Source organism: Hymenobacter sp. R533113 (assembly GCF_056835965.1).
Window position 1 is genome coordinate 1,070,836 of record NZ_JAKWBD010000001.1, and the last position, 24,657, is coordinate 1,095,492.

A 24,657-nucleotide genomic window follows, 5' to 3' on the forward strand; every position below is an offset into this window, starting at 1 on the left:
AAATCTGGGAGCAAAACCGTCAGGTTTGACAGCTACGCAAGGCGAATCTAAGCTGTGTAATAAGCCGATTCGCGCTTATAGCGGTACTCGTAAGTAGATGAGAAGTTAACGCCGTTTAACAGTACGTAGAGCTGCTGGTTGCCAGTCTGGCGTTGAGCCAACTCCTGTACTTGCGACAGCATATTACGCTGCGTGTAGCGATGACGAACCACAAAGATGGTTACATCAGTGTATTGATTAAGAATATAATATTCTGATACTAAGCCCAGTGGCGGAGCATCCACAATTACATAATCATAGGATTTACGCAGCTCAGCTATAAGAGTAGCCATGCGTGGCATTTCCAGCAGTTCCAGAGCGTTCTCCGGAATTGGGCCGGCCGCCAGGATCGTTAAGTTAGGGATATCAGTCTGCTGTATGGCTTCTGTCAAGTTGCATTCCCCATTCAAATACGATGACAAACCGGCATGACGAGAATCGAAACCGAAATAACCGGCTACCGTTGGCTTACGCATATCTGTTTCTATTAGAATAGTGCGTCGTCCGGAAAGAGCTAATTCAGCAGCTAGATTAGTGCAGCAAAATGTCTTGCCTTCGCCAGAGGTTGAGGAAGTGAAGCCGATGACACGTCGGTCGGGGCCGGCTGCTACGTATTGCAGATTTACGCGTACCGTACGGAAGGATTCAGTAACGGCGGAGCGTGGCATTTCCATACGAGCCAACCGAATTTTGCGACCAGCATCAGCTATCAGCCCCAGAAATGGAGCATTTGTAACACGCTTAAGCTCATCAGCACTTTGCACCGTCTGAGCGGTACGGTCGCGCAATAAAAGAAACCCAGCAGGAAGCATTAACCCCGCCAATACGGCAAACATATACATTTGTTTGCCTTTAGGACTTTCTGGTGCGTTATCAGACTGTTGGGCGCGGTCTACAATTTTCTTGTCGCTCACATTGGTTGCCAACATCAAGGCTGCCTCCGTTCTTTTCTGCATCAGGAAGTTGTAGTTCTGGTCATTCAGAGTGGTCTGGGTACGCAAGCGAGCCTCTTGACGCTGGTTTTCCGGCATCTGATTAATGGCAGTTTTAATGGTGGCCAGACGATTGGTTATATCGGCCAACGTTGCATCAGAGGAGCGTATTAAACCAGTAAGGCTGCGCTGGAGCGACCCCCGACGGCTCTCTATTCGGCTATCGAGTGCCTGCAATACCGGATTATCATCATTAGCACTTACTGCTAATCCAGCCCGCTGGCTGGTGAGCTGGGCCAGGTCACTCAACTGGGTATCGAGCACCGGATCGTTAACACCCGCGCTTGCCCATGTACTTACGGCCGCTTCACTCGAATTAGTACGAAGCGCACTCAAAACGCTCTCATACGTGCGACGGGTCGTCAGAAGCTGAGCCTTCTGGTTCTCCAGTTCGCTAATCTTGCCTATGCCCGAGCTAGATTGAGCACCAACGTCCACCATACCGCGCGAAGCCCGAAAGGAAGCAAGGGCAGCTTCCGAACGGCGCAAAGAGTCGGCAACCTTCGTTATCTGTGACTCGATGAACTCAAAGGTTTTGCTGCCTTTGCGGTTTTTATCAATAAGATCATTTAAGACATACGTTTCCATGAGTGTATTAAGGAAACGAGTCTCTTTGGCAGCGACAGAGCCTTTAACCGTAAGCCTGAGCACATGGGCGAATCGCTCGGCCGGCTCTACTACCAACTTGCCTTGATATTCACCTAGCAAGCCTTGCGGGTGGTTGAGCACGAAATAACGCTTAGCAACTTCAGGTAAGGCCTTCGCTGAATCGGTTGGTGTGATGGTGAGCGTAAGATGTCGCGTGCGCAAAACCTGGCCCGGGCGTACTACTTCATTAAAGGTGAAGTTGTCGATGGTTTCTAAGGTAGCGCCTGTGCGCATATCGGTCAGGTAAGCTTTATCTGCCTCCCCCTGTACGTGGTAAAGCCCATCAGGGCGCAACTCTATATATAAAGGCACTCCAGTTACCTGGGGGGCAATTGTGTCAGGCTTTACCGTGTAACCAGCATCTTGATAATGCTCCTGAACTTTCAGGTCGCCAAGCTTATTAACAAAGGAGTCACTGACGTCAAAATATGACACTCCGAAGTCGAGCTTATCAAGCGCCTGTTGTACCAACGCGGTAGAAGTGAGTACACTAATTTCATCCTCTACGCTGGTAAGCTCATTGCGGCTTTCATTAGGCGTAAGCACTTCCTGCGCCTGACGTGAACCTGGTGTTGCACGATCAGCCAACTGAATGGTAGAATGAAAACGGTACACTGGAGCCGTGGTTTGAACTTTGAGCCAAGTGGTAGCCAGCAACACGATTGGTATGATGACAAAAAGATACCAATAGTGTTTGAATTTAAAGAGCAAAGTGCTCAGGTTCAGCTCATCCGAAGATTCTTGCTTGTTCATCTGGGTAACTAGAAAGAGAAAAGCCTGCGTTTATATACAAGTTACAAACCATGAATTTATGCTGCTGTAAATCAGCTCTATATGAGTTATTTGCAGCTTATATTATCTGTTTGCAGTTAGAATTAAGTTTGCTATTACGGCTATTGTAGTTAAGCCCGCAAAAACGATGCTTAGGTTATTAATGTTCGCACGCTGAGTCAAAGCAGACTCCGGCTCTACATATATAGCATCGTTGGGCTGTAAGTAGTAATAAGGTGAGGAAAGTAAATTAGGTTTCGTCAGATCCAGTAGTACTACTTCAGAGCCAGTTGGGGTTTGGCGTATCAATTTTACATTCCGACGGTTACCGAGCGGGGTAAGGTCACCAGCCAGTCCCAAGCCTTCCAATAGGGTAGCCTGCGGGTTTTGGATGAAGAAGTAGCCTGGGTTTCTAACCTCGCCCAGAACCGTAATTTTAAAGCTAACCAGTTTGACTGAGGCCGTAGCTCCCCGGACATAATTATTTACAGCATTCTGAATAGAGCGTTGGGCCTCCGACACGGTAAGCCCCCGAACGGGGAGACGACCAGCAGTAGGCAACGTGATATTGCCCCCCGCATCAATAACATAGCCATTAGTATACTGAGACCCTGGGTCACCGCTAACAAAGTTTCCTTGACCGCTATTCAGATTAAAAACCTGAGTCAACTCGGGCTGTGCGCTTTGAACCGTGATATTTAATACATCATTTGTCGCAAGCTTGTACTCTTGACGCTCATTGGTCACTGCTTTTGCCTGCGTTCTGGAATAGTCAGAGTCTTGCAGGTAGCTGATATCCTTAGTCGAGACACAGGAGGCAAGGCCGCTAAGTGCTAGTAAGGCCAATGCGTAGAGGGGACGGATCATATAAAAGTGGTGTGTTCAGGAAGGGGGTAGAATAAGGAAGAAGCAAAGGCTAAAGCAAAAAGCAAGCGAAACTGTAAAAATGACAAGCTTATTTAGTACTATATAGTAAAAGTAGTCTGATATTTTATGATTATCAAGAAATAATTAAATATTTATTATAGTTTTTTGGATTTAACAATTCCTTATGGTTACGGATTTATAAGACTCAAGGTTTCTGAGCTTAACAGTAGGGCTACCTATTGCCAAGGCTGTAACAGCCTTTCAACCATTCACCGAATTCACTTGGGGGGCAAATCTCGGTTCCTGAAAGACGGTTCGTATACTTGTCTATGAAAATTTTGTTGGTAGAAGATGAGCCCAAAGTTGCGGCCTTCTTACAAAAAGGCTTAACCGAACAGCAGCACACCGTAGAGGTGGCAGCCGATGGCCCCACTGGTTTGCGGCGGGCCCTGGCTGAGCCTTTTGATCTGCTGATTCTGGATAATCTGCTGCCTGGGCTCAACGGCTTGGATGTATGTCGGCAGGTCCGCACCCAAAACTCAGCGGTTCCCATCCTGATGCTCACTGCTTTAGGCGAGACAGATGACAAGATTCGAGGGCTTGATGCAGGGGCCGATGACTACCTGGTGAAGCCCTTTGCTTTTCAGGAGCTGCTGGCGCGGATTCGGGCCTTGGTGCGGCGGCGGCACGAAAGCCCATCGCCTGAAATCATTCTGCGCTTAGCCGACCTGACGTTGGACTCCGGCCGCAAACTGGTTCAGCGCGCTAATCAAACTATTCAGCTAACCGCCCGTGAGTTTGCGCTGCTTGAATATCTACTTCGCAATCAGGAGCGGGTAGTGTCGCGGGTTGATATTCTGGAACAGGTTTGGGAAACATCCTTTGATACCGGCTCCAATGTTATTGATGTGTATATCAACTTCTTGCGAAAGAAAATTGACAAAGATTTTTCCCCTAAGCTTATTCATACCTTGGTAGGCATGGGTTACGTGATGAAGGAAGAGTAGGGGGCATTTTTTGGTGCTGCCTACTCTCGTATCCTTCGCTATATCGTGAAAGGTATTCCTCACGCAACATAGCAGTCGCGTATCATTAGTATTCGTTTATGACCATACGGACGCGTCTGGCACTACAATTTGCGGCCATTCTGGCCATTACGTTGTTGGTGTTTTCCCTGGTGATTTATTATTTTACCTACCAATCCCGCCAGGAGTTTTTTACAGCTAACCTACTGGCTCGCACCCGTGTGGTAGCCCACGTCTATCTGGACGGCACCAACCGGAGCAATGAAGCTAGCCGAGCTTCTTACCGGCGCTATCTGCGCCAGTTTTATCGTACACTACCCGAGGAAGAAGCCCGCGTGTACAATGATGCAAACGAGGTGGTATTTCAAGAAGGTGAGGGACGCCTCAAACCAATACCGCTTGAAATGCTAGCCGAAGTGCGTGCAAAGCGGCAGGTTGTCATCAAGGATGAAGACTTGCGCCAGACCATCGGCGTTCTTTACCATGATGCCCAGCGTGGGGATTTTGTAGTAGTGGCCTCCTCCCTAGATGCGGACAGTCAGCGGCAGTTGCGCAGCTTGCGGCGCCGGTTGCTGGGGGGCTTTTTGGCCTCGTTAAGTGTGGTTGGCATTGGAGGCTGGTTTTTTGCCCGCCAGGCACTGCGGCCTATGCAGCGGATTGTCCAGGAAGTAGATGCCATTACTGCCTCCGATCTACACCGTCGCTTGTCGCAGGTGGATGGTCAGGATGAAGTGTCACATTTGGCTCAGCGCTTTAATAGCCTGCTTAATCGGCTCGAAACAGCTTTTGCTGGTCAGCGTACTTTTGTCCGTGATGCTTCTCATGAGCTACGCACGCCTCTGGCAGCCCTCATGGGTGAGCTGGAGGTTGCTCTGCTTCAGGAGCGGACTCCCGATGAGTATCGGCGCACATTACGCAGCACCCTCGATGCGGCCCGCTTGCTGAGCAACCTCACCAATGGCCTGCTTCAGATAGCGCGCGCCTCCGACGACCCGTCGCAAATCACCCTTAGCTTAGTCCGGCTGGATGAGCTGCTGCTGCAGGCCCACGAAGAAATGCAGCGACGCCAGCCTATCTGCCGCATCGATTTAGCTTTCAACGAGAACTCTAAAGATGGGCAAGCCACGCCCTTCGAAGTGCGCGGCAACGAAGCTTTGTTGCTGGCCGCTATCCTCAACGTATTAGAAAACGCCTGTAAGTTCTCCCGCAGCTCCAATAAGCCCATTATAGCAACGCTCAGCACCACCGAAAATCGGGTTATACTCGAGGTGCTTGACTTCGGTCTGGGTATGAATGAAGCCGATCGTCAGCAAGTATTTGTACCATTCTTTCGGGCCGAAACGGTGCGTAATGTTCCGGGGCATGGCATTGGGTTGCCCCTCACTGCCAAAATTATGGGTTTGCATGGCGGTTTGGTTGAGGTGGAGAGCCAGCTACACATCGGAACGCGGGTTCGCCTGACTTGGCCAATAGCCACCGTGTAGTACACTCCTTGTAGTTGTGCTTACTCACCTAACGTGGGAGACATCCTGTTTTAATTTGGTTTTAATATGATTTTAATCAGATCTTAACGACTGGAGGCTAGGTTTGTATCGTATGAAAGTGTTGTATCAGTAATAGGTGCTGATAGCTACTGTTGTACTTACGATGCATCTCCCTCCATGCCAAAAGTTGCTTCATCTACGCCTCCAACCGATTTGAAGGCCCCTACCACTAACTATTTAAGTACCCTATCCAGAGACGCGCCCGCCGGCTTGGTTGTGTTTTTGGTCGCCTTGCCCTTATGCCTGGGTATCTCGCTTGCTTCGGGTGCGCCTTTGCTTTCGGGTGTTATCACCGGCATTGTGGGGGGCGTTTTGGTCTCTTTGCTAAGCGGCTCGCAGCTGAGTGTAAGCGGTCCAGCAGCTGGTCTTACGGCCATCATCGTGTCTGCCCTCAGCACGCTGGGTTCTTTTGAGGCGGTGCTCACAGCGACTGTGCTGGCTGGTATTCTTCAGTTGGTACTAGGCTTCGCCAAAGCTGGTATCATCGGCATGTACTTTCCTTCGTCCGTCATTCGCGGCATGTTGGCTGCCATTGGTATGATTCTGATTCTGAAGCAGATACCTCACTTTCTAGGGGCTGATAGCGACTACTTCGAGGACATGAACTTTTTGCAGTTCAATGGTGAAAATACTTTCAGTGCTATTGGAGCGGCATGGCGCTCTATTCAGCCCGGTTCGGCAATAATCGGAGCCGTTTCGATATTCATCCTATTAGCCTGGGATTCCAAATTTGTTCGCCGGTTGTCCTTTGTACGGCTGGTACCAGGTGCTTTAGTAGTGGTAATGTTATCTATTATAATGAATAAGCTGCTTGGACTGGCAGCACCTAGCTTACAGTTACAGTTTGAGCACTTAGTAAAGCTGCCTACTATCTCGTCGTTCGGTGACTTAGTGGCGGAGCTAAACTTCCCGGATTGGAGCTTCCTTACCAAGGGCTCTACTTACGTGGTAGCCTTTACCATTGGCATTGTGGCTTCGCTGGAAACCTTGCTTAGCGTAGAAGCGGTTGATAAGCTCGATCCACACAAGCGTCATACCCCCCAAAATCGGGAGCTTCTGGCTCAAGGTGTTGGCAACGTAATAAGTGGTCTTATCGGTGGCTTGCCCCTTACGGCCGTTATCGTACGTAGCTCAGCCAACATTAATGCTGGGGGGCAAACTAAAGTCTCCGCCTTCATTCATGGTCTGCTCTTATTGGGAAGCCTGCTGTTCCTGGCTGGTTTCCTAAATCAGATTCCGCTCTCGGCTTTGGCAGCCATACTGTTAATTGTCGGTTTTAAGCTCACCAAGCCTGCGCTGTATAGCAGCCAGTGGCGTTTGGGTTGGCCCCAATTTCTGCCCTTCGTTGTTACGGTGGTCGCCATTCTATTCACTGATTTGCTCAAAGGCGTCTGCTTTGGGTTAGCAGTCGGCATATTTTACATCCTGAAAGCCAATCTGGAGTCGGCTTACTACTTCCACGACGAGCCAAGCCAAGATACCAACACGGTTCATATCAAGTTATCGGAGCATGTTACCTTCCTCAATAAGGCTAGCATCGTTACCACTCTCGACCGAATTCCCAACGGAAAGCATGTTATTCTGGATGGGTCCGACTCCGAGTATATTGATTATGATGTGCTGGAAGCTATTCAAAATTATCGGATTACGGCTTCCGAACGCGACATCAACCTGGAAGTGCGCAACATCACCGAAGTACCGATACTCGGTCATTGATTAGTAACTTCAATAGCTTGTATGACCCAAGTAAGGTCAGGTCTTACAAGTAACCTCTACTTACGTTTTAACATACCCTCTGATGAAAGAGATTCTCGAAAAAAATCGCCGTTGGGTGGAGCAAATGCGGAGTCAAGACCCGCAATTTTTTGAAAAGCTTTCTAAAGGACAAAAGCCGCGCTATTTGTTTATTGGCTGTTCCGATTCGCGCGTTCCTGCCAGTGCCATTACGGGTTCGGGCCCCGGCGAAATGTTCGTGCATCGCAACATTGCCAACATGGTCGTGAATACCGATATGAACCTGCTGTCGGTGCTTCAGTACGCGGTGGAAGTATTGAAAGTAAAAGACATTATGGTGTGTGGTCACTATGGCTGCGGCGGAGTAGCAGCGGCGGCGGCAGGTAAACAATATGGTCTTATTGATAACTGGCTCACTAACATCCGCGACGTTATTCGGCTGCACGAAGCCGAGTTTTTGGATATCAAGGATGAGGAGCAACAACTCCAGCGTCTGGTAGAGCTAAATGTAATTGAGCAGGTACGCAACCTGAGCAAAACCAACATCATTCAGAATGCCATGAAAGGTGAGAATCCTCCGCGACTGCACGGCTTGGTATATGATATCAAGGTTGGTTTGCTGAAAGATCTGGAGGTAAATGACGAAATGATAGCTGACTTAAAGCATATCTATGGCACCGAAGCCATGAAGCACGCCGAGGAAGTGCTTGAGGAACAAGTGGAGGCTAAAGAGGATTTGGGCTCTAATGAGCCCGCCGGGGTAAAGGGCGAAAAGGAAGGTCGTGACAATAAAGCCCCAATGCAAAAGATGGCTTAACTGCCACAATAGCTGTAAAGCTTTTAGCTCTCATCACCAGAATAGAAGTCATTTCTATTGTTGGTGCTTATTGCTACCACTGGTTGGCGTAAACTGAGGGGGATACGTCGGCAGTTGGGAAACCTCCGTGGCTACTTAGTCGCGGAGGTTTTTTTATGTCCAAAAAGCCCCCCAACCCCCTGCTGGCTTACCTACAGTTGGGTAGCAATGATAATTATCAGTCTGGCCTGCTACTTCCCCTGTTAGCCATCCGGAAAGTAGCCCTCAAAGAAATAGGTGGGTCGGGCAGATAGATCTTGATCAAGGCGCAACACTAGTCCGTGGCAATACCGTAAGAGAATGGAATACACTGAAACCTAACGCTATGAAAACCAAACTAAAGAAGCTCTCTGATCAAGTAATCGTAATTACGGGCGCCTCATCGGGTATTGGCCTCGTTACGGCTCGGATGGCCGCCGAAAAAGGCGCCCGCCTGGTGCTGGCAGCCCGCAGCGAAGATGCCTTGCAGCAACTCACCAATGAGATTGAAAAGGCTGGTGGTCAAGCCATTTATGTAGTGGCCGATGTAAGCAAACAGGATGACATTCGCCGCATTGCGCAAGCGGCAGCGGTTACGTTCGGTGGCTTCGATACCTGGGTTAACGACGCGGGGGTATCCATTTATGGCAAGATCGAAGAGGTACCCACTGAGGATATGCGCAAGCTGTTCGACACCAACTTCTGGGGGCTGATTTATGGCTCCTTGGAAGCCACGAAGCACCTGAAGCAGAAGGGTGGCGCTATCATCAACATCGGTAGTATATTATCCGAAACCACCGCCATTCTGCAAACCATCTATAGCGCCAGCAAGCACGCCGTGAAAGGCTTCACCGATGGCTTGCGCATGGAGCTGGAAATGGATGAGGCGCCGGTAGTTGTCACCCTCATCAAGCCCGCCGCCATCGACACGCCCTACCCGCTGCACGCCAAAAACTACATGGAGCGCGAGGCCCAGCACGCGCCGCCCGCCTACGCCCCCGAAACGGTAGCCCGCGCCATTCTGCACTGCTGCGAAACTCCCGAGCGCGAAATAACCGTGGGCGGTGGCGGCCGTGCTATCACGGCCATGAACAACTGGGTACCCAGCCTGCTCGATAAGTTTATGGAGAACGTGTTTGCCAAGCAGGAAAAAGCTGATTATCCGCCCCAGTCCCAGGATTATAATGGGCTTGACGGCCCTATCGGCTCCCTGGAAGAGCGCGGCAACTACCCCGGCTATACCCGCGAAACCAGCTTCTACACCGCTGCTACCACGCATCCACTAGCGGCCGCGGCGCTGATTGGCGCGGGCGTAGCTATTACGGCTGCTTTGTTGAGTTCTTCGCGAAACGGCAATTCAGCTAAGCTCTCCAAACACGGCACTACCACCTATCCCGACGGCACCCGCGAAGTGCACTAAGCAAGTGTATAGGCAGTCGGGTTTTTGAGTAGCGTAGGGCATCAGCTTTTCGTCAGCTACAAATACCAAAAAAGCCCCCAGCCTCTCCTTGCGGAGAGTTGGGGGGCTCTTTTGTGCGCGCATTCAAGAATAGGTTTGGGTTGTGGAAGGGTTGGTTATGACTTCTTACTCACCTTGTCCCAGCGAGAAGCCGCGCTGTCCATCGAACAGATACAGGTTTTCCGTTTTGATGATGGTGAGGCCAGCGACGGTAAGGCGGTTCATTAGCGCTAACACCTGTGGGTAATCAATAACCCGATAGGGCGACTCGGGACCAGCCACAGCGGCATCCACGAAGCGGCAGCGCCAGTGGTCGGTGCAGAACGTTTCGGCATGACCCTGCGGGTACACTTTCACGCCCCGGTTAGTGATTATTTTTAGCTTTAAATCAGGCCCGGCCAGCTCTGTCAACTGCTGACCTAGAGCGATTCTTAGGTTGATGTATGGGTTTGGGCGTATCTTTTGGATATGAAAGCGTATTCGAATGATTTACGGGAGCGGGTGGCGGCGGCGTGCGCCGCGCCCGGTGCCACGCAAACCGCCGTCGCCGCCCGGTTCTGCGTTTCGGTCTCGTTTGTCGAAAAGCTGCGCCAGCGCCAGCGGGCGAGTGGGTCGGTGGCCGCGCTGCCCCACCGCAGCGGCCCCGCGCCGTTGCTGGACGCGGCAGCCCGCGCCGAGTTGGCGGCCTGCTTGCGCCAGCAGCCCGACGCGACCCTGGACGAGTTGCGCGTGTGGGTGGCCGCGCTGGGCGGCCCGAGTGTGAGCCCAGCCACGATGGGCCGCGCCGTGCAGGCGCTGGACTGGCGGCGAAAAAGAGCGTCCACGCCGCCGAGCGTGATACCGAGCGCGTGAGGGCCTTGCGGGCGGCCTTTCTCGAAGACGTGCAAGCCGAAGAGTTTGCCTGTTTCAAATTTGTGGACGAAACCAGCACCAACCTGACCTACTGCCGCCGCTACGCCCGCGCCGAAGGCGGGCAGCGCGCCCCGCAAGCCACGCCCCTGCACGGCGGACCGAACGTGACGCTCGTGGCGGCGCTGACTCCGAACGGGTTGCAAGCGGCCATGACCGTGAGCGGGGCCCTCAACGGCGACGTGTTTGCCGCCTATCTCGACCAGGTGCTCGGCCCCACGCTCGTGCCCGGCGACGTGGTCGTGCTCGACAACCTGCCGGCCCACAAAGTGGCTGGCCTGGCCGAACGCGTCGAAGCCCGCGGGGCCCGCCTGTTGTATTTGCCGCCGTACTCACCCGATTTCAACCCCATTGAGCTCGCCTTCAGCAAGCTCAAAACCTGGCTCCGCACGGCCCAGGCCCGCACCCGCGACGCCTTGGAGACGGTCATCCAAACGGCCATCGAATGGGTGACCGAAGCCGACGCGAAAAACTGGTTTGACCATTGTGGCTACCACGTACACTAACCTGAAAATTGCTCTAACTCGTCGGGCACGGCTTTATCGGCTAGCAGGAATATATCACAGCCCACCAGGTCCTGCTGCGGGCGGGGGCGAGGGGTAGAGGCGGCGGGTAGCTTGGCCGCCGCCTGACCCGAGGCAGTTTCCGGCTGGGTAGCAGTGCGAAGTTGGTTCGGCTGCCGGCCCAGACGAGCAATAACGGCGTCGGCGAAGGCAGCAGTACCCACCCGCACCTGACTAACCCCAGCACGGTAAATATCTGCCGTGTGCAAGCCGTCCTCAAGAGTACACAGCCAGGCGTTTTCTACCAGTTGAGCTACCTCATGTTGACCAAGGTGGCGTAGCATCATGAGAGCGGCTTGCAGCAGGCCCGAAGGATTCGCGATGTCCTGGCCTGCAATGTCGGGAGCCGAGCCATGAATGGCTTCAAACAAAGCCCCGCTCTCGCCGATATTGGCCGAGCCAGCCAAGCCCACGGAACCAGCAATCTGCGCCACGACGTCCGAAATAATGTCGCCGTATAGGTTCATCGTCACGACCACGTCATAGCGCTCGGGCGTATCGGCCAGCCGTGCCGTGCCAATATCAATGATCTGGTGCTCCTGCTCAATATCGGGGTACTCTTTGCCTATTTCCGTGAACACCCGATGAAACAACCCATCGGTTAGCTTCATGATGTTGTCTTTGGTCATGCACGTCACCTTGCGCCGCCCCTGCCGCCGGGCGTACTCAAAGGCGTAGCGGACAATCTTTTCGCAGCCCGGCCGCGACACCAGCTTGAGGCACTGCACTACCTCAGGCGTTTGCTGGTGCTCGATGCCGGCATACAGGTCCTCCTCGTTTTCCCGAATAATAACCACGTCCAGGGTAGGAAACCGTGTTGCCACAGCCGGGTGCAAAGAGCGATTGGGGCGCACATTGGCATACAGCCCCAGTGTCTTGCGCAGCGTCACGTTCAGGCTCTTATAGCCTCCGCCCAGGGGAGTGGTAATAGGGGCTTTCAATAGTACGCCCGTCCGCCGCAAAGAGTCCCAGGCCTCAGGAGCAATGCCCGAGCTGTGGCCGGCCCGGTACTGCTGCTCGCCTACCTCAATAAACTCAGGTGCCAGCTGCGCGCCGCCTGCTTCCAGAATTCGTAGCGTTTGCGCCATTATCTCAGGGCCAATTCCATCACCAGTGGCAACGGTGATAGGCGCAGGGGCATATTTAGTGGGTGCAACCGGGGCTGCTGAAAGCAGGGCTTCCATACAAGTAGAGAAGTAGGGTGAGGAGGTAAATCAACAATCGAAGGCAAATGTAAGTATTGCTTTGGTATCTGAAAGTATTACTATCAAAATTCAACAAGCTTGTTGCTCAAAACACCTATTATTTAATTGTCGGCCTCACTCAGTGCTGGCGCTTTGCCGTGCCTCGAAAGTCAGCTGACAATAATTTCTCTACTGAAACCAATCATTGGTGAAAGCCAAAAAAGCCCCCTAGAAGCTATTCAAATGCTTCTGGGGGGCTTTTTTGACTTCGTATAAAAAAGCGCTTACTCCGCGTCCTTCAACGACTGCATGTCAATGACATAGCGGTAGTGTACTTCCTTGTCCATCATTTTGTCGAAGGCTTTGTTAATATCCTGCATCCGAATCATTTCTACGTCGGGCAGAATGTTGTGCTGGGCGCAAAAGTCCAGCACCTCCTGGGTTTCGGCAATGCCCCCGATAATAGAGCCCGCCACGGTACGCCTGAACTTGGCTACCTCCATGTTGTTGAGCGGCTTCTTATACTCGCCCAGCAGCCCCACCGCTACCACTGCACCATCCAGATTGAGCAGGCTCACGTAGTCGTTGATATCGTACTTGTCGGGGATGGTATTGAGGATGAAGCTGAAGGAGGCTTCGTGCTGCTTCATGGCATCTGCATCCGTCGAGAACAGCACTTTGTCGGCGCCCATTGCTTCGGCATCCGCCTGCTTGTCTTTGGAAGTGGTAATGGCGGTTACGTTAGCTCCCAATGCTTTAGCCAGCTTCACGGCCATGTGGCCCAGGCCGCCCAGGCCCACTACGCCTACCTGGTCGCCGGCTTTCACCTTCCAGTGCTTCATGGGCGAATAGGTAGTAATGCCAGCACACAGAATCGGCGCTACCGCACTGACATCAAGCCCCTTCGGAATGCGCAGCAAAAACGATTCCTTCACGGTCATGTTAGTCGAGTAGCCGCCGAACGTATTGGCGCCGCTGCCATCCGGCTTCATGGGGCCGTTGTAAGTGGCCGTCCAGCTGACGGGGCCCTGGCAATAGTTTTCCTCGCCGTGCTGGCAGGGTTGGCACTGTCCGCACGAGTCAATCATGCAGCCCACACCCACCATGTCGCCGGCTTTGAACTTGGTAACAGCGCTGCCCACATCCGTCACGCGACCCACTACTTCGTGGCCGGGCACGCAAGGATATACTGTGTTGCCCCAGTCGTTTTTTACCTGGTGTAAGTCGGAATGGCACACGCCGCAATAAAGAATGTCGATATGTACTTCGTCGGCTTGGGGTGGATGCCGCTCTATTTCCATGGGCGCGAGGCCGTTAAAAATCGAATTGGTGGCCCCGTAGGCTTTGGTCTTGATGGCTTCCATAGGATAGAAAGAGGTTGGTTTTGGAGGTGGAAAAAGAGCGGCGCAAAGCCCAGTAGCTTGAGTAGCCAGGCTACCGATAAGTTACGGCTGCAACTAGGTGGGGTTTGGTAAGATTTAGATCTCTTAAATCGTCGGCTTTAAGGAGACGCTGTCAGCGACCTTTTACCGCGTTATCTTTGTTGATTCTTCGCTGCCTTTACTCAGCGAAATCAGTGTATAATCAGCGAACATCTGCGATTTGAAAGTCTGTATAGCCGAAAAGCCCAGCGTAGCCCGCGAAATAGCCAACGTACTCGGCGCCAACCGGCGCATGGATGGCTACTATGAGGGCAATGGCTATCAAGTCACCTGGACGTTTGGCCACTTTTGCCAATTGCGCGAGCCCGAGGACTACCGCCCCGAGTGGAAGCGTTGGAGCATCCACGATTTGCCCATGCTGCCCGACTCGTTTGGTATCAAGCTCATGCGCCGCGACGATGGCGTAGTGCGCCAGTTCAACGTGATTAAAAACCTGCTGGCCAACGCTGAAGAAGTAATAAACTGCGGCGACGCGGGGCAGGAGGGAGAGGTCATTCAACGCTGGGTACTCACGGAGGCCAAATACCGCAAGCCCTTCAAGCGCCTCTGGATTTCATCGCTCACGGAAGAAGCTATCCGTCAGGGGTTTGCCAACCTGCGCGAGGGCTCCGAGTTCGACCGGCTCTATCAGGCTGGCAAGAGCCGCGCCGTGGGCGACTGGCTGCTGGGCCTGAACGCCACGCGCCTGTTTACGCTCAAATACGCCGCCGGCCAGAAGCAAGTGCTTAGCATCGGGCGGGTACAAACGCCTACGCTGGCCCTGCTCGTGGACCGTTACCACGAGATTCAAAACTTCAAGCCCGAGCCCTATTGGGTGCTGCGCACGGAGTACCGCGGCACCATGTTCAGCCACGTCGCGCCACCCAAAAAGGATAAGGCCGACGACGATGAGCCCGACGAAAAAGCCCGCCTGAAAGCCCGTGGCTACTTTGTGAGCCAGGAAGAAGCCGACGCGGCGCTGGCGGCGGTGCGGGGGGCAATTTTCACCGTCACCAACGTGGAAATCAAGAAGGCCCTCGAAACGCCACCGTCCTTATTCGACCTGACCTCGCTGCAGGTGCAGTGCAACAACCAGCTGGGGCTCTCGGCCGAGGACACGCTCAAAACCGTGCAGAGCCTCTACGAGAAGAAAGTAGTGAGCTATCCGCGCGTCGATACCACGTTTCTGCCTGACGACCAGTACCCCAAAATTGCCGGTATCATGCGCGGTCTGGGGGGCTATTCTGGTCTGACTGCGCCATTGCTGGAGGGTAAAATTCGCAAGTCGACCAAGGTTTTTAATAACAACAAAGTCACCGACCACCATGCCATTATCCCAACCGGCGCGAGTGCCGGCGGCCTGGGCGGCTCCGAAAGCAGCGTGTATGACATCATCGTGCGCCGCTTCCTGGCGGCATTTTATCCCGATTGCGAAGTCAGTAACACGACTGTGACGGGTGAGGCCGCCGCGCACCCTTTCCGCGTACGGGGCCGGCAGATTCTGAATCCCGGCTGGCGCATCGTGTACGGCGACCCGGAAAAGCAGCAGGCTCCATCGGCCCCCAAAGCCGCTGGCGAGGGCGACGACGATGTGGTGAGCACTGTGCTGCCCTCGTTTACCCAAGGCGAAAATGGCCCCCACAAGCCCCGCCTGGATCAAAAAGTAACCCAGCCGCCGCGCGAATACTCCGAGGCGATGCTGCTCCGCGGCATGGAAACCGCCGGCCGCAACGTGGACGACGACGAGCTGCGCCAAGCCATGAAGGAAAACGGTATTGGTCGCCCCAGTACCCGCGCCGCCATCATCGAGACCTTATTCAAGCGCGGCTACATCCGTCGTGATAAAAAGAAAATTCTGCCCACGCCCACCGGCGTCGAGCTAATCGGTCTCATCCGCAATCCCACCCTGAAATCGGCGGAGCTAACGGGCCAGTGGGAGCAGAAGCTGCGCCAGATCGAAGCCGGCAACCTTGACTCTGATCAATTTCTAGGCGAGCTGAAAACGTTGGTGCGCGAGATGGTGCTGGAAGTAAAAGCCGATGGCTCCGGTCGCGGTATCAGCATCAGTACGCCGGGCATTGTGGCTGCTGGGGGGCAAAAATCAAATGCACCCGTAAGAAATATGTCCCCCACGGCGGCCAAGTCCACTGCGCCAGCCGTGCCCGGCAGCTTAGGCGAGTGTCCGGCTTGCGGGCAAGGGCATGTACTGCGGGGCAAATCGGCCTTCGGCTGCTCACGCTGGCGCGAGGGCTGCACTATGCGCCTACCCGGTCAGTTTGAAGGCAAAAACCTGACGGATAAGCAAATATCGGCCTTACTTACGAAGGGTCGTACGCCGGTTATCAAAGGCTTCATCGACGACTTAGGCCAGAAGTTTGACGCGGCCGTGCGCCTCACACCTCAGTACACGCTGGAACTGGTGCGCGCCGCCGAAAGCAAGCCCGCCTCTGCCGAATCGCCCCAGCAAATTCCGTGTCCAGTATGTCGATTAGGCACCATGCTACGCGGCAAAGCGGCTTACGGCTGCTCCCGTTTCCGCGAAGACTGCCAGTTTCGGGTGCCGTTGGAGCTATGTGGTCGACTGCTTACCGAAGCGCAAATTGCTCAGCTCCTGCGGCGGGGCAAAACGGGCGTTATCCGTGGCTTCACCTCCCAGCGCACCGGCCAGAAGTTTGAGGCCGCGTTGCAGTTGGCGGAAGGGAAGGTAGAATTCGTGTTTGAGAAGAAGTAAGTAGCTCGGCTTTAGCAACTCACAACTCGCAATTGAAGTACTTCAACTATGCCTATCGGTAAACTTCTCGTACTTCTCGGCCTCGGCCTGGCGTTGCTGGGGGGCTTTTTGTGGCTCGGTGGCGGCAGCTGGTTTAGCTGGTTCGGCCGCCTGCCCGGCGACGTGCGCGTGGAGCGGCCGGGCTTCCGGCTGTATATGCCCTTCGTGTCGATGCTGTTGTTGAGCGTATTATTTAGCCTGATTATGTGGCTGGTACGGCGGTTGGGAAGTTAATTGGGGTGCTTTTTTGAAAGGAGAAATTTAGAAAGCGGTCATGCAGAGCGCAGCATCTCGCGTGCTGATGTTAGGTTACTAATCCAGCTAAACACGCGAGATGCTTCACTGCGTTCTGCATGACGGACTTTATATAAACCGATCAGCCGCGCGCTGGCGTCGGCACTGCCGTCATGCCCGGAACGGCGCCATACTGAGCAATATTCTCTACCATTCCTTTAAAAATGATGAAGTGGAAGGGCACCAGCGAGTACCAGTACAAACGCCCAGCTAAGCCTTCAGGTCGGAAGGCAGCCAGCTGCTCTAAGCGGTGGCCGCCGCTGACTTCATCAGGCACGATGCGAAACTGTAGCCACGCTTCGCCGGGTAGCTTCATTTCAGCATAGAGCAGCAGGCGACGGCCGGGGCGGTCCGCAACGAGCACGCGCCAGAAGTCGAGCTGGTCGCCGGCCCGCAGGTCAGTGGGGGAGCGACGACCCCGGCGCAAACCCACGCCGCCCACGAACTTATCGAGCAGGCCGCGTACCCGCCACAGCCAATCCACTTTGTACCAGCCTCTTTCGCCGCCGATGCTCCACACGTTTTGCAGCACTTCGTCGGGGTCGCGGGTGAAGGCCATTTCCTGCCGGTCGAAGAGCATACCGTTCTGCGGAATCTGCACGAAGTCCATGTAGTTGCGCTCCATCACGCCGCTGCTCAGCGCATCGGTCCAGCTGCTGATTACCTCGTTCTGCTCAATGCGGGTGAAGGCTAGCTTCAACGCTTCGGCGTAGCCCATACACTCGTGCCGGATAACCTGCGAAATGCTGCGCTTGGTGGCAACAATCGTGTCATTGCGCAGGCTTTCTACCAGGCTTTGCGCCAGCGAAAACGTGGTGCTGGTAACCAAAAACAGCCAAAGCGACGATAGCCGCGGCGTGAGTACCGGCACGGTGAGAATATAGCGGCGGTAGCCACGCACTTCGGCCAACCCCAGCAGCATCTGCTTGTAAGTCAGCACATCAGGTCCACCAATATCGAAGCTCTGCCCCAGGCAATCGGGGTTGTCGAGCACGGAAGTCAGGTAAAACATCACGTCGCGCACCCCGATGGGCTGGCAGCGGGAGTTCAGCCAACGCGGCGTAATCATCACCGGCAGCTTCTCTACCAAATCCCGAATAATCTCAAACGACGCGGACCCCGACCCGATGATAATACTGGCCCGAAGCACGGTAAGCTTAGCTTTCTCAGTCTTTTGTAGCACTCTCTCCACTGCCCGGCGCGAGCGCAAATGCGCCGATAAAGCCCGGTCATTGGCAATGCCGCTAAGGTAAATGACCTGCCGCGCCGAGGTGCGGTTGATATACTGCGTAAAATGCTCCGCCGATTGACGCTCCGCCCGTACAAAATCCCGGTCGTCGCCACTCATGGAGTGCACTAGGTAATAGGCCACGTCAATATCGAGCGGTAACTCCTGTAGCGACGCCGGCTGGAGTAAGTCGCCTTGGGCTACGGTGACTTGCTCCCGCAGGCGCTCGGGCAGCGTGAAGCGGCGTGGGTCGCGCACCAGGCACACCACCGCATGGCCTGCCTCTACCAGGAGGGGAAGCAGGCGCTGGCCGATGTAGCCATTGGCGCCGGTAAGCAGAATCTTCATGGGCGGAGGTGTGAAGTGAGATAAAAGAAGAACCGCTGAGTTACTCGTTAGTTGTAAGGCCAGTCTTACCCCACATTTTGGCTAACATTGCAGCCGCTTTCCAAATCATGCTCCTATGGCCGCTCCCCTTACTTCCCGTTCCTGGCTTTGGCTGTGGCTCTTAGTCCTCGGGGGGCTTTTTTGTAGGTCTGGGTGCCTGGGGGCCGCTGGAAAGCAGTGAGGCCCGCTACGCCGAAATCGGGCGCGAAATGCTGGCTACCGGCGACTGGCTGCACCCGCGGCTGCTGGGTATTCAGCACTTCCATAAGCCACCCTTCACCTACTGGCTCACGGCCGCCAGCCTCACCATTTTTGGCCCCCACGCGGCCGGCGTGCGTATTTTGCCGGTGCTGGCCGTGCTGCTGCAAGTGCTGCTCGTGTACAAGCTGGGCGAGCTGCTTTTTCGCGGCGACCGGGCCCGTGCCCTGGCGGCGTCCGTCATCTATGGCTCTTTACCCGTGGTGCTTATTTCAGCCCTCAACGTGACTACCGATGCTTACCTGGCTACGCTGGAGCTGGCGGCTACCTACGGTATTCTGTGCTACTATGCCGGGGGGCAAACTCGGTGGCTGTACCTGTTCTGGCTGGGGCTGGGGCTGGCTTTTCTGACCAAAGGACCCGTCGGATTTGTATTGCCACTTATGGCAGTCATTAGCCATTACTTCAGACAGGATGCCGAGCAAAAGCAAGCCCGTCGCCCTTTCACGGTGCACCACGCCCTCGGGTTTGGGCTGTTTGTCCTCGTTGGACTCAGCTGGTATCTATACCTGATAGCCGAGAATAAGGCGTTTATACGCTACTTCTTATTCGAGCATACTGTCGAGCGCTTTGCGAATGCGAACACCTTCAATCGAGCTAAGCCGTGGTGGTTTTACCTGGTATTAGCTCCCGCTACCAGCCTGCCCTGGTCGGCGGCGCTAGTAGCGCAGGCGGTGCGCATTCGTTGGGCTGAGGTGCCGCAGCTTTGGCGCAACGTGCTCATTTTCTGGGTGCTGGTGCCTTTGGTGTTTTTCTCGCTGTCCAGCTCCAAGCTGCTCCTGTATGTGCTGCCAGTATTTCCCGGCGTGGCCCTGCTCACGGTGTATTATCTGGGGCGCTGCACCGAGGCACAGCTGTTTCGCTGGTACGTCGGAATCGTGGCTTTTTTTGGCTTTTTGCTGGGCGTGCTGTGTCTGGCGCCCGTGCTGGCGGCGTCCTTTAATCTGCCCTTTGTGTTGCGCCCGCTTATGGCGGCGGTGCCGGCGGCTGGCGTCGTGGTACTGGTGATTGTGCTCACGCTCTGGGAGCAGGTGCGCGTCGCGCCCCGTTTGCTGGCGGCGGCTGTTATGTTTACCGTTACGTTGCTGCTGGCCGCTAAGCCCATCCTGCACCAAAATGAACTGGCCGCCAACGGCACGCGCCCGTTGGCCAATTTGCTGCGTGAGCGCAAGCTTACGGCGCGGCCCGTGCTGGTGTACAATGAGTTGCTACCTTCCCTGGCCTTCGAGCTTGGTAAACTGCCTGTTTCACTGAATGATGGCAACCACAGCCTCAACCGAGAAACGCAGTTTGAAACTGATACGCGGTGGCAGCGAAACCTGATTTATCTAAGTGATGCTACCCAGAGGTCTACTCTGGACTGGATGCTCCAGCAGCGGCCCGTGCTCATCGTAAAAGGCGAGCTAAACCCTGAGCGACAGTGGCTGCTGGCCAATTTTAAGCAGCACGAGAAGCTGGGAAAATGGACGGTGTGGTATTAGAATGACCTAGGGCGTATGGACGGTAGCGCGGGAATCCGTTTCGCGTCGCGCCCCGCGCGAAGCCACGCGGTAGCGGATGAATGCATACGTCTGATTCGCGCTGGGCGCGACGCGGAACGGATTTCCGCGCTACTATTTTCCCAATATCCACACACTCTGGGTGGAATAACCAAGTGGTACTACGACTCCAAGGTCGTAGTATCACTATCGATGCTGATGTTCGTACCTGTGCCGGGTCCTACAACGATAGTGGTAGTACGACTTTGGAGTCGTACTACCACCCGCGGCGGGCTACGCGTACACTGCTTCCGCTTTCTCCCGTAAGTTGTACGCCGAACTCATCACCTCCCCATACGCTCCCGCCGAACGCAGCACAACTAAGTCACCGCGTTTCGTCTCGGGCAAAGGCACTGCGCGGCCAAAGGTATCCGACGACTCACAAATGGGCCCTACCACGTCGTACGGCTGAATGGTGCCCTGGCTGCTTAGGTTTTGAATATGGTGGTGGCTGCCATATAAAGCCGGTCGAATCAGCTCCGTAAGGCCCGCATCGAGGATGGCGAACTGCGTTTGCTGACTGCGTTTCACGAACAATACCCGACTTACCAGCGTCCCGCTCTGGGCTACAATGGCGCGGCCTAGCTCCATGTGTACCTGCTGGCCCGGCCGCCGAATCAGGTGCTGCTCGAAGGTGCGGAAGTAAGCCTCAAAATCGGGAATGGGGTTCGTGTCGGGGTCATTGTAATCAATACCCAGGCCGCCGCCTACGTTGAGGTGGGGCAGCTGGTGGCCTTGCTCTTCCAGCCAGGATTGCAGCTCGTTTAGCTTCTGGCTAAGCTCCGCAAATACTGCCAAATCTGTGATTTGCGAACCGATATGGGCATGCAAGCCCACTAGCTCCAGGTGAGGAAGTGAAGCAAGTTGCTCCACTACGGCTGGCAAGTCGTTCAGCCCAATTCCGAATTTATTAGCCTCCAGTCCCGTCGTGATGTAGTGGTGCGTCTGCGCGTCCACATTCGGGTTCACCCGCAGCGCCACCCGCGCCCGCCGATTTTGCCCCCCAGCTAACTCATTGAGCACCAACAGCTCCTCCGCCGACTCCGCGTTGAAGCACCAGATATCCGCCGCCAGCGCCCGCTTGATTTCCGCGTCGGTTTTGCCCACCCCCGCAAACACAATGTCCTGGGGGGCAAATCCGGTGTCGAGGGCCCGCTGTACTTCGTTGCCGCTTACACAGTCGGCCCCGAGGCCGTGCGCTTGAATAAGTCGCAGGATAGGTTCATTAACGTTGGCTTTCAGGGCATAATGCACATGAAAACCTCTGGGCCGAGCCGCTTGCTGCACTGCTTCCAGCGTGCGCGTCAGCAGGCTGAGGTCGTAGTGGTAGAAAGGAGTAGGGCGGGAGAGAAGCTCGCCGGAAAGTGAGAAAGACATTCTTTTAGAGTAATAAGCAACGTGGGCCTCAACCCCTAGCCCCTTCTCCTAGGGAAGAAGGGGACTAGCTTTTAGTTGTTTTAGAAAACTAGTATTGACTAGCAGGCTAGTAATTAGAGTTAGTTCCCCTTCTCCCCTAGGAGAAGAAGGGGCTAGAGGTTGAGGCCAATCGTTAGAAGTATCCGAGAGGAAAATCTACCGCTGAAACAGCCCCGCGTTTAACGCCTTCAGCGTCTGTGACTTATCCGCGGTGTGCACCAGTAAGCTGATATTATTCGGCGAGCCGCCATAGGAAATCATCCGCAGCGGAATATCGCCTAACGCATTGAACACCAGCCGAGCCGAGCCGTGGTTTTCCTGAATCAGATTACCAACCAAACAGATGATGGTCTGGTTCTCATCAATCTCCACGTTGCCGAAATCACGCAGCTCCGTCAGGATTTCCGTTAAGTGCGTGGCATCATCGATGGTCAGCGACACGGCAACTTCCGAGGTCGTAATCATGTCTATAGGCGTACGGTAGCGCTCAAATACTTCGAACACGCTGCGCAGAAAGCCGTGGGCCAGCAGCATGCGGCTCGACTTGATTTTGATAGCTACCAAACCGTCTTTAGCAGCCACTGCTTTAATGGCCTCAGAGCCGGTTTTGCTGGAAATAAGCGTACCGGGCGCTTCGGGCTGCATGGTATTGAGCAGGCGCACCGGAATATTGTACTGGCGCGCCGGCAATACGGAGCTGGGGTGCAGAATCTTAGCTCCAAAGTAAGCCAGCTCGGCCGCTTCATCAAACGACAGCTCTCGAATAGGGTAGGTGCCCTCCACCACGCGCGGGTCGTTGTTGTGCAGGCCGTCGATGTCCGTCCAGATCTGGATTTCGTCGGCGCCGGCCGCTGCCCCGATGAGCGAAGCGGAGTAGTCGGAGCCGCCGCGCTTAAGGTTGTCGATGTCGCCCTTGGCGTTGCGGCAGATGTAGCCCTGGGTAATAAACAGCTTCTGGCCCGCGTGGGGGGCTAATTGCTGGGCCAGATGCTCACGAATGTAGGCGTCATCAGGCTCGTCGCTGGCGTCGAGGCGCATAAACTCCAAAGCTGGCAGCAGAACCGCCTCTTGCCCGCGAATGGCTGTCAGGTAACGATGAAACAGCAGCGTACTCAGCAGTTCGCCTTGCGCCAGAATCACCCGCTCGCCCGAGGTCGACAGGGGCTGGCGCATCAGGTTGAAGATGGTTTTGAAGCAGGTATCGACGTGGCTGATGGCCTCGTCGGCTACGGCGGGCTCGGGCAGCAGCTCACGGGCCACTATCAGGTAGTGCTGACGCAGAATCTCGATCTGAGATGTAGCCGCCTGAATTTCTCCCTCAAACAGCAGCTTCGTAATGGAAACCAGGGAATTGGTAGTACCCGACATGGCCGACAAGACCACGATGCGCGGCTCGGAACTTTGAATGAGGTCGGCCACCGAATGCATCCGCGCCACCGACCCGACGGACGTGCCGCCAAACTTGAGAATTCTCATGAAAAGTATTGAGCGTAAGAGCCTCCAAGGTACGGCCCAGGCGTCAAGATGTGAAATGATGGGTTGCCTGGGGGGCTTTTTTGAAGATCTGAAGGCAATAGACACCGCCAAACCGGTGTGCGATGCAGGAGGCGAATTATTCTTACAAAAGTCGGAACGCGGTAGAGACGCAATATTTTGCGTCTCCTCGTTGCTGAGGTTATTTAATAAGCGCAGCTTCAGTCGTGCAACGACAAGACGCAAGATGTTGCGTCTCTACCGCGTTCAACTCCCTCCAACAACCTCCTTTTTGCTTGCCTAAGTCATTCGGCTTAAGCAACTCTTTCAACTCAGTGGTTACTATATTCAACCTGTTCCCACCCCAACTTCATTGCTCATGAAACCCCGTATTCTCCTTACTATTCCTTTCCTCAGTGTGGCCTATGGGCTGGCGGCCAGCACGCCCATTCTGGCTCAGCAGGCGCTTCGCATTCCAGTAGCTAGCCCTGCCGTGCGTCTCCGCCAGGATTTCTCCGTTTCGTTCGTGGAACTAAGCTACTCGCGCCCCTCCAAAAAAGGCCGTGAGATTTTCGGCAAGCTTGAGCCCTACGGCCAGGTGTGGCGCACAGGCGCTAATACCAACACTAAAATTCGCTTCGGGGAAGAAGTAAAATTTGGTGGCCAAACTGTACCAGCGGGCACCTACGCCTTGTTCAGCATTCCGGGGCCTAAGGAGTGGACTCTGATTCTGAATCGGGATACCGCGCAGTGGGGCGCTTATACCTATAAACCCGAGATGGACGTGGTGCGCGTAAAAGCCATTCCTGCCACTCTGCGCGACCCCGCCGAAACCATGAGCCTGACGCTGGAAAACCTGCGCCCATCTGCCGCCGACCTCACTCTGCGCTGGGACAAAACCCAGGTAAGCGTGCCCCTCACCGCCGACGCTGATACCCGCGTGGAAGCCCAGATTGCTCAGGCTATGCAGGGAGAGAAAAAGCCCTACATCAGCGCTGCTCAGTATTACTACAACAATAATAAAGACCTCAACCAAGCCCTCACCTGGCTGGACGCATCCATCAAACAGCAGCCCAGCTACTACGCTTATTACTGGAAGGCCCGCGTGCTGCACAAAGCCAAGCGCCCCGACGAGGCCACCGCTGCCGCCAAGCAGTCGTTGGAGCTGGTAAAAACGGAGAAAACCCCGTCAATTAAAGAAGAATACATTCGCCTGAATCAGCAGCTGCTAGCCGATATAGGTGGCAAGAAATAGGGCAACTGCGCCATCAGGCTTACTAGTCACTAATAACTAAAAAAGCC

Annotated in this window: 18 protein-coding genes and 1 pseudogene; 10 read left to right on the forward strand and 9 right to left on the reverse strand. The window is 54.6% G+C overall.

All coding sequences use genetic code 11. The features are described from left to right. Window positions 1-47: 47 nt before the first annotated feature. Entirely contained in the window at window positions 48-2,432 is a 2,385-nt protein-coding gene (locus MKZ35_RS04990; protein WP_482512095.1) for a GumC family protein, read from the reverse strand. Window positions 2,433-2,534: 102 nt separating this feature from the next. Next, window positions 2,535-3,317 (reverse strand): polysaccharide biosynthesis/export family protein, encoded by a 783-nt coding sequence (locus tag MKZ35_RS04995; protein WP_482512096.1) that lies wholly within the window; start codon window positions 3,315-3,317, stop codon window positions 2,535-2,537. A gap of 329 nt (window positions 3,318-3,646) precedes the next feature. On the opposite strand from MKZ35_RS04995, the gene MKZ35_RS05000 reads away from it, so the two are divergent. The 5 genes from MKZ35_RS05000 (at window position 3,647) to MKZ35_RS05020 (ending at window position 9,875) form a co-directional block, all read left to right on the forward strand. Further along, window positions 3,647-4,324 (forward strand): response regulator transcription factor, encoded by a 678-nt coding sequence (locus MKZ35_RS05000; protein WP_482512097.1) that lies wholly within the window; start codon window positions 3,647-3,649, stop codon window positions 4,322-4,324. 98 nt (window positions 4,325-4,422) lie between these two features. After that, complete coding sequence (locus tag MKZ35_RS05005) at window positions 4,423-5,826, forward strand: sensor histidine kinase (protein WP_482512098.1); 1,404 nt, start codon at window positions 4,423-4,425, stop codon at window positions 5,824-5,826. Window positions 5,827-6,003: 177 nt separating this feature from the next. Next, window positions 6,004-7,602 carry a SulP family inorganic anion transporter gene (locus tag MKZ35_RS05010; protein WP_482512099.1) on the forward strand — a complete coding sequence of 533 codons (1,599 nt, stop codon included), beginning with the start codon at window positions 6,004-6,006 and terminating at the stop codon, window positions 7,600-7,602. 82 nt (window positions 7,603-7,684) lie between these two features. Next, window positions 7,685-8,437, forward strand: coding sequence for a carbonic anhydrase (locus MKZ35_RS05015; protein ID WP_482512100.1), 753 nt, complete (start codon window positions 7,685-7,687; stop codon window positions 8,435-8,437). Between the two features lie 364 nt (window positions 8,438-8,801). Beyond that, window positions 8,802-9,875, forward strand: a complete 1,074-nt coding sequence (locus MKZ35_RS05020; RefSeq protein WP_482512101.1) for an SDR family oxidoreductase — start codon at window positions 8,802-8,804, stop codon at window positions 9,873-9,875. 165 nt (window positions 9,876-10,040) lie between these two features. Here MKZ35_RS05020 and MKZ35_RS05025 read toward each other — a convergent pair. Beyond that, window positions 10,041-10,304: pseudogene (locus tag MKZ35_RS05025) on the reverse strand (NADP-dependent isocitrate dehydrogenase); the annotation flags it as partial. A gap of 41 nt (window positions 10,305-10,345) precedes the next feature. Continuing rightward, complete coding sequence (locus MKZ35_RS05030) at window positions 10,346-10,738, reverse strand: hypothetical protein (protein ID WP_482512102.1); 393 nt, start codon at window positions 10,736-10,738, stop codon at window positions 10,346-10,348. Between the two features lie 24 nt (window positions 10,739-10,762). Here MKZ35_RS05030 and MKZ35_RS05035 point away from each other — a divergent pair, with 24 nt between their 5' ends. Further along, entirely contained in the window at window positions 10,763-11,329 is a 567-nt protein-coding gene (locus MKZ35_RS05035) for an IS630 family transposase (protein WP_482512104.1), read from the forward strand. Here the strand turns inward: MKZ35_RS05035 and MKZ35_RS05040 are convergent. Further along, entirely contained in the window at window positions 11,326-12,570 is a 1,245-nt protein-coding gene (locus tag MKZ35_RS05040) for an NADP-dependent isocitrate dehydrogenase (RefSeq protein ID WP_482512105.1), read from the reverse strand. The two genes, MKZ35_RS05035 and MKZ35_RS05040, sit on opposite strands and share 4 nt — an antisense overlap. Window positions 12,571-12,854: 284 nt before the next feature. Beyond that, on the reverse strand, window positions 12,855-13,934 hold the full coding sequence (locus MKZ35_RS05045) for an NAD(P)-dependent alcohol dehydrogenase (RefSeq protein ID WP_482512106.1): 1,080 nt from the start codon (window positions 13,932-13,934) through the stop codon (window positions 12,855-12,857). Window positions 13,935-14,172: 238 nt separating this feature from the next. Between MKZ35_RS05045 and MKZ35_RS05050 the strand changes: the two genes are divergently transcribed. Together MKZ35_RS05050 and MKZ35_RS05055 are read left to right on the forward strand one after the other, a co-directional pair. Beyond that, window positions 14,173-16,722, forward strand: coding sequence for a type IA DNA topoisomerase (locus tag MKZ35_RS05050; RefSeq protein ID WP_482512107.1), 2,550 nt, complete (start codon window positions 14,173-14,175; stop codon window positions 16,720-16,722). A gap of 48 nt (window positions 16,723-16,770) precedes the next feature. Next, window positions 16,771-16,995, forward strand: a complete 225-nt coding sequence (locus tag MKZ35_RS05055) for a DUF2905 domain-containing protein (RefSeq protein ID WP_482512108.1) — start codon at window positions 16,771-16,773, stop codon at window positions 16,993-16,995. A 142-nt stretch (window positions 16,996-17,137) separates the two neighbouring features. Here MKZ35_RS05055 and MKZ35_RS05060 read toward each other — a convergent pair whose 3' ends face one another. Beyond that, a complete protein-coding gene (locus tag MKZ35_RS05060; RefSeq protein WP_482512109.1) occupies window positions 17,138-18,631 on the reverse strand; it encodes an SDR family oxidoreductase in 1,494 nt (497 codons plus the stop codon). 206 nt (window positions 18,632-18,837) lie between these two features. On the opposite strand from MKZ35_RS05060, the gene MKZ35_RS05065 reads away from it, so the two are divergent. Then, complete coding sequence (locus tag MKZ35_RS05065) at window positions 18,838-20,409, forward strand: ArnT family glycosyltransferase (protein ID WP_482512271.1); 1,572 nt, start codon at window positions 18,838-18,840, stop codon at window positions 20,407-20,409. Between the two features lie 291 nt (window positions 20,410-20,700). Here MKZ35_RS05065 and lysA read toward each other — a convergent pair whose 3' ends face one another. Together lysA and MKZ35_RS05075 are read right to left on the reverse strand one after the other, a co-directional pair. Beyond that, window positions 20,701-21,843: a diaminopimelate decarboxylase gene (gene lysA / locus MKZ35_RS05070; protein WP_482512110.1), complete on the reverse strand. Its 1,143-nt coding sequence runs from the start codon at window positions 21,841-21,843 to the stop codon at window positions 20,701-20,703. Window positions 21,844-22,038: 195 nt separating this feature from the next. Next, window positions 22,039-23,358 carry an aspartate kinase gene (locus MKZ35_RS05075; protein WP_482512111.1) on the reverse strand — a complete coding sequence of 440 codons (1,320 nt, stop codon included), beginning with the start codon at window positions 23,356-23,358 and terminating at the stop codon, window positions 22,039-22,041. 376 nt (window positions 23,359-23,734) lie between these two features. On the opposite strand from MKZ35_RS05075, the gene MKZ35_RS05080 reads away from it, so the two are divergent. After that, window positions 23,735-24,610, forward strand: coding sequence for a DUF2911 domain-containing protein (locus MKZ35_RS05080; protein ID WP_482512112.1), 876 nt, complete (start codon window positions 23,735-23,737; stop codon window positions 24,608-24,610). Window positions 24,611-24,657 lie beyond the last annotated feature (47 nt).

Bases quoted from the DNA above. Each gene is read 5' to 3' on its own strand.
- MKZ35_RS04990 (WP_482512095.1), bottom strand. From the start codon at position 2,432: ATGAACAAGCAAGAATCTTCGGATGAGCTGAACCTGAGCACTTTGCTC.
- MKZ35_RS04995 (WP_482512096.1), bottom strand. From the start codon at position 3,317: ATGATCCGTCCCCTCTACGCATTGGCCTTACTAGCACTTAGCGGCCTT.
- MKZ35_RS05000 (WP_482512097.1), top strand. From the start codon at position 3,647: ATGAAAATTTTGTTGGTAGAAGATGAGCCCAAAGTTGCGGCCTTCTTA.
- MKZ35_RS05005 (WP_482512098.1), top strand. From the start codon at position 4,423: ATGACCATACGGACGCGTCTGGCACTACAATTTGCGGCCATTCTGGCC.
- MKZ35_RS05010 (WP_482512099.1), top strand. From the start codon at position 6,004: ATGCCAAAAGTTGCTTCATCTACGCCTCCAACCGATTTGAAGGCCCCT.
- MKZ35_RS05015 (WP_482512100.1), top strand. From the start codon at position 7,685: ATGAAAGAGATTCTCGAAAAAAATCGCCGTTGGGTGGAGCAAATGCGG.
- MKZ35_RS05020 (WP_482512101.1), top strand. From the start codon at position 8,802: ATGAAAACCAAACTAAAGAAGCTCTCTGATCAAGTAATCGTAATTACG.
- MKZ35_RS05040 (WP_482512105.1), bottom strand. From the start codon at position 12,570: ATGGAAGCCCTGCTTTCAGCAGCCCCGGTTGCACCCACTAAATATGCC.
- MKZ35_RS05045 (WP_482512106.1), bottom strand. From the start codon at position 13,934: ATGGAAGCCATCAAGACCAAAGCCTACGGGGCCACCAATTCGATTTTT.
- MKZ35_RS05055 (WP_482512108.1), top strand. From the start codon at position 16,771: ATGCCTATCGGTAAACTTCTCGTACTTCTCGGCCTCGGCCTGGCGTTG.
- MKZ35_RS05060 (WP_482512109.1), bottom strand. From the start codon at position 18,631: ATGAAGATTCTGCTTACCGGCGCCAATGGCTACATCGGCCAGCGCCTG.
- lysA (WP_482512110.1), bottom strand. From the start codon at position 21,843: ATGTCTTTCTCACTTTCCGGCGAGCTTCTCTCCCGCCCTACTCCTTTC.
- MKZ35_RS05075 (WP_482512111.1), bottom strand. From the start codon at position 23,358: ATGAGAATTCTCAAGTTTGGCGGCACGTCCGTCGGGTCGGTGGCGCGG.
- MKZ35_RS05080 (WP_482512112.1), top strand. From the start codon at position 23,735: ATGAAACCCCGTATTCTCCTTACTATTCCTTTCCTCAGTGTGGCCTAT.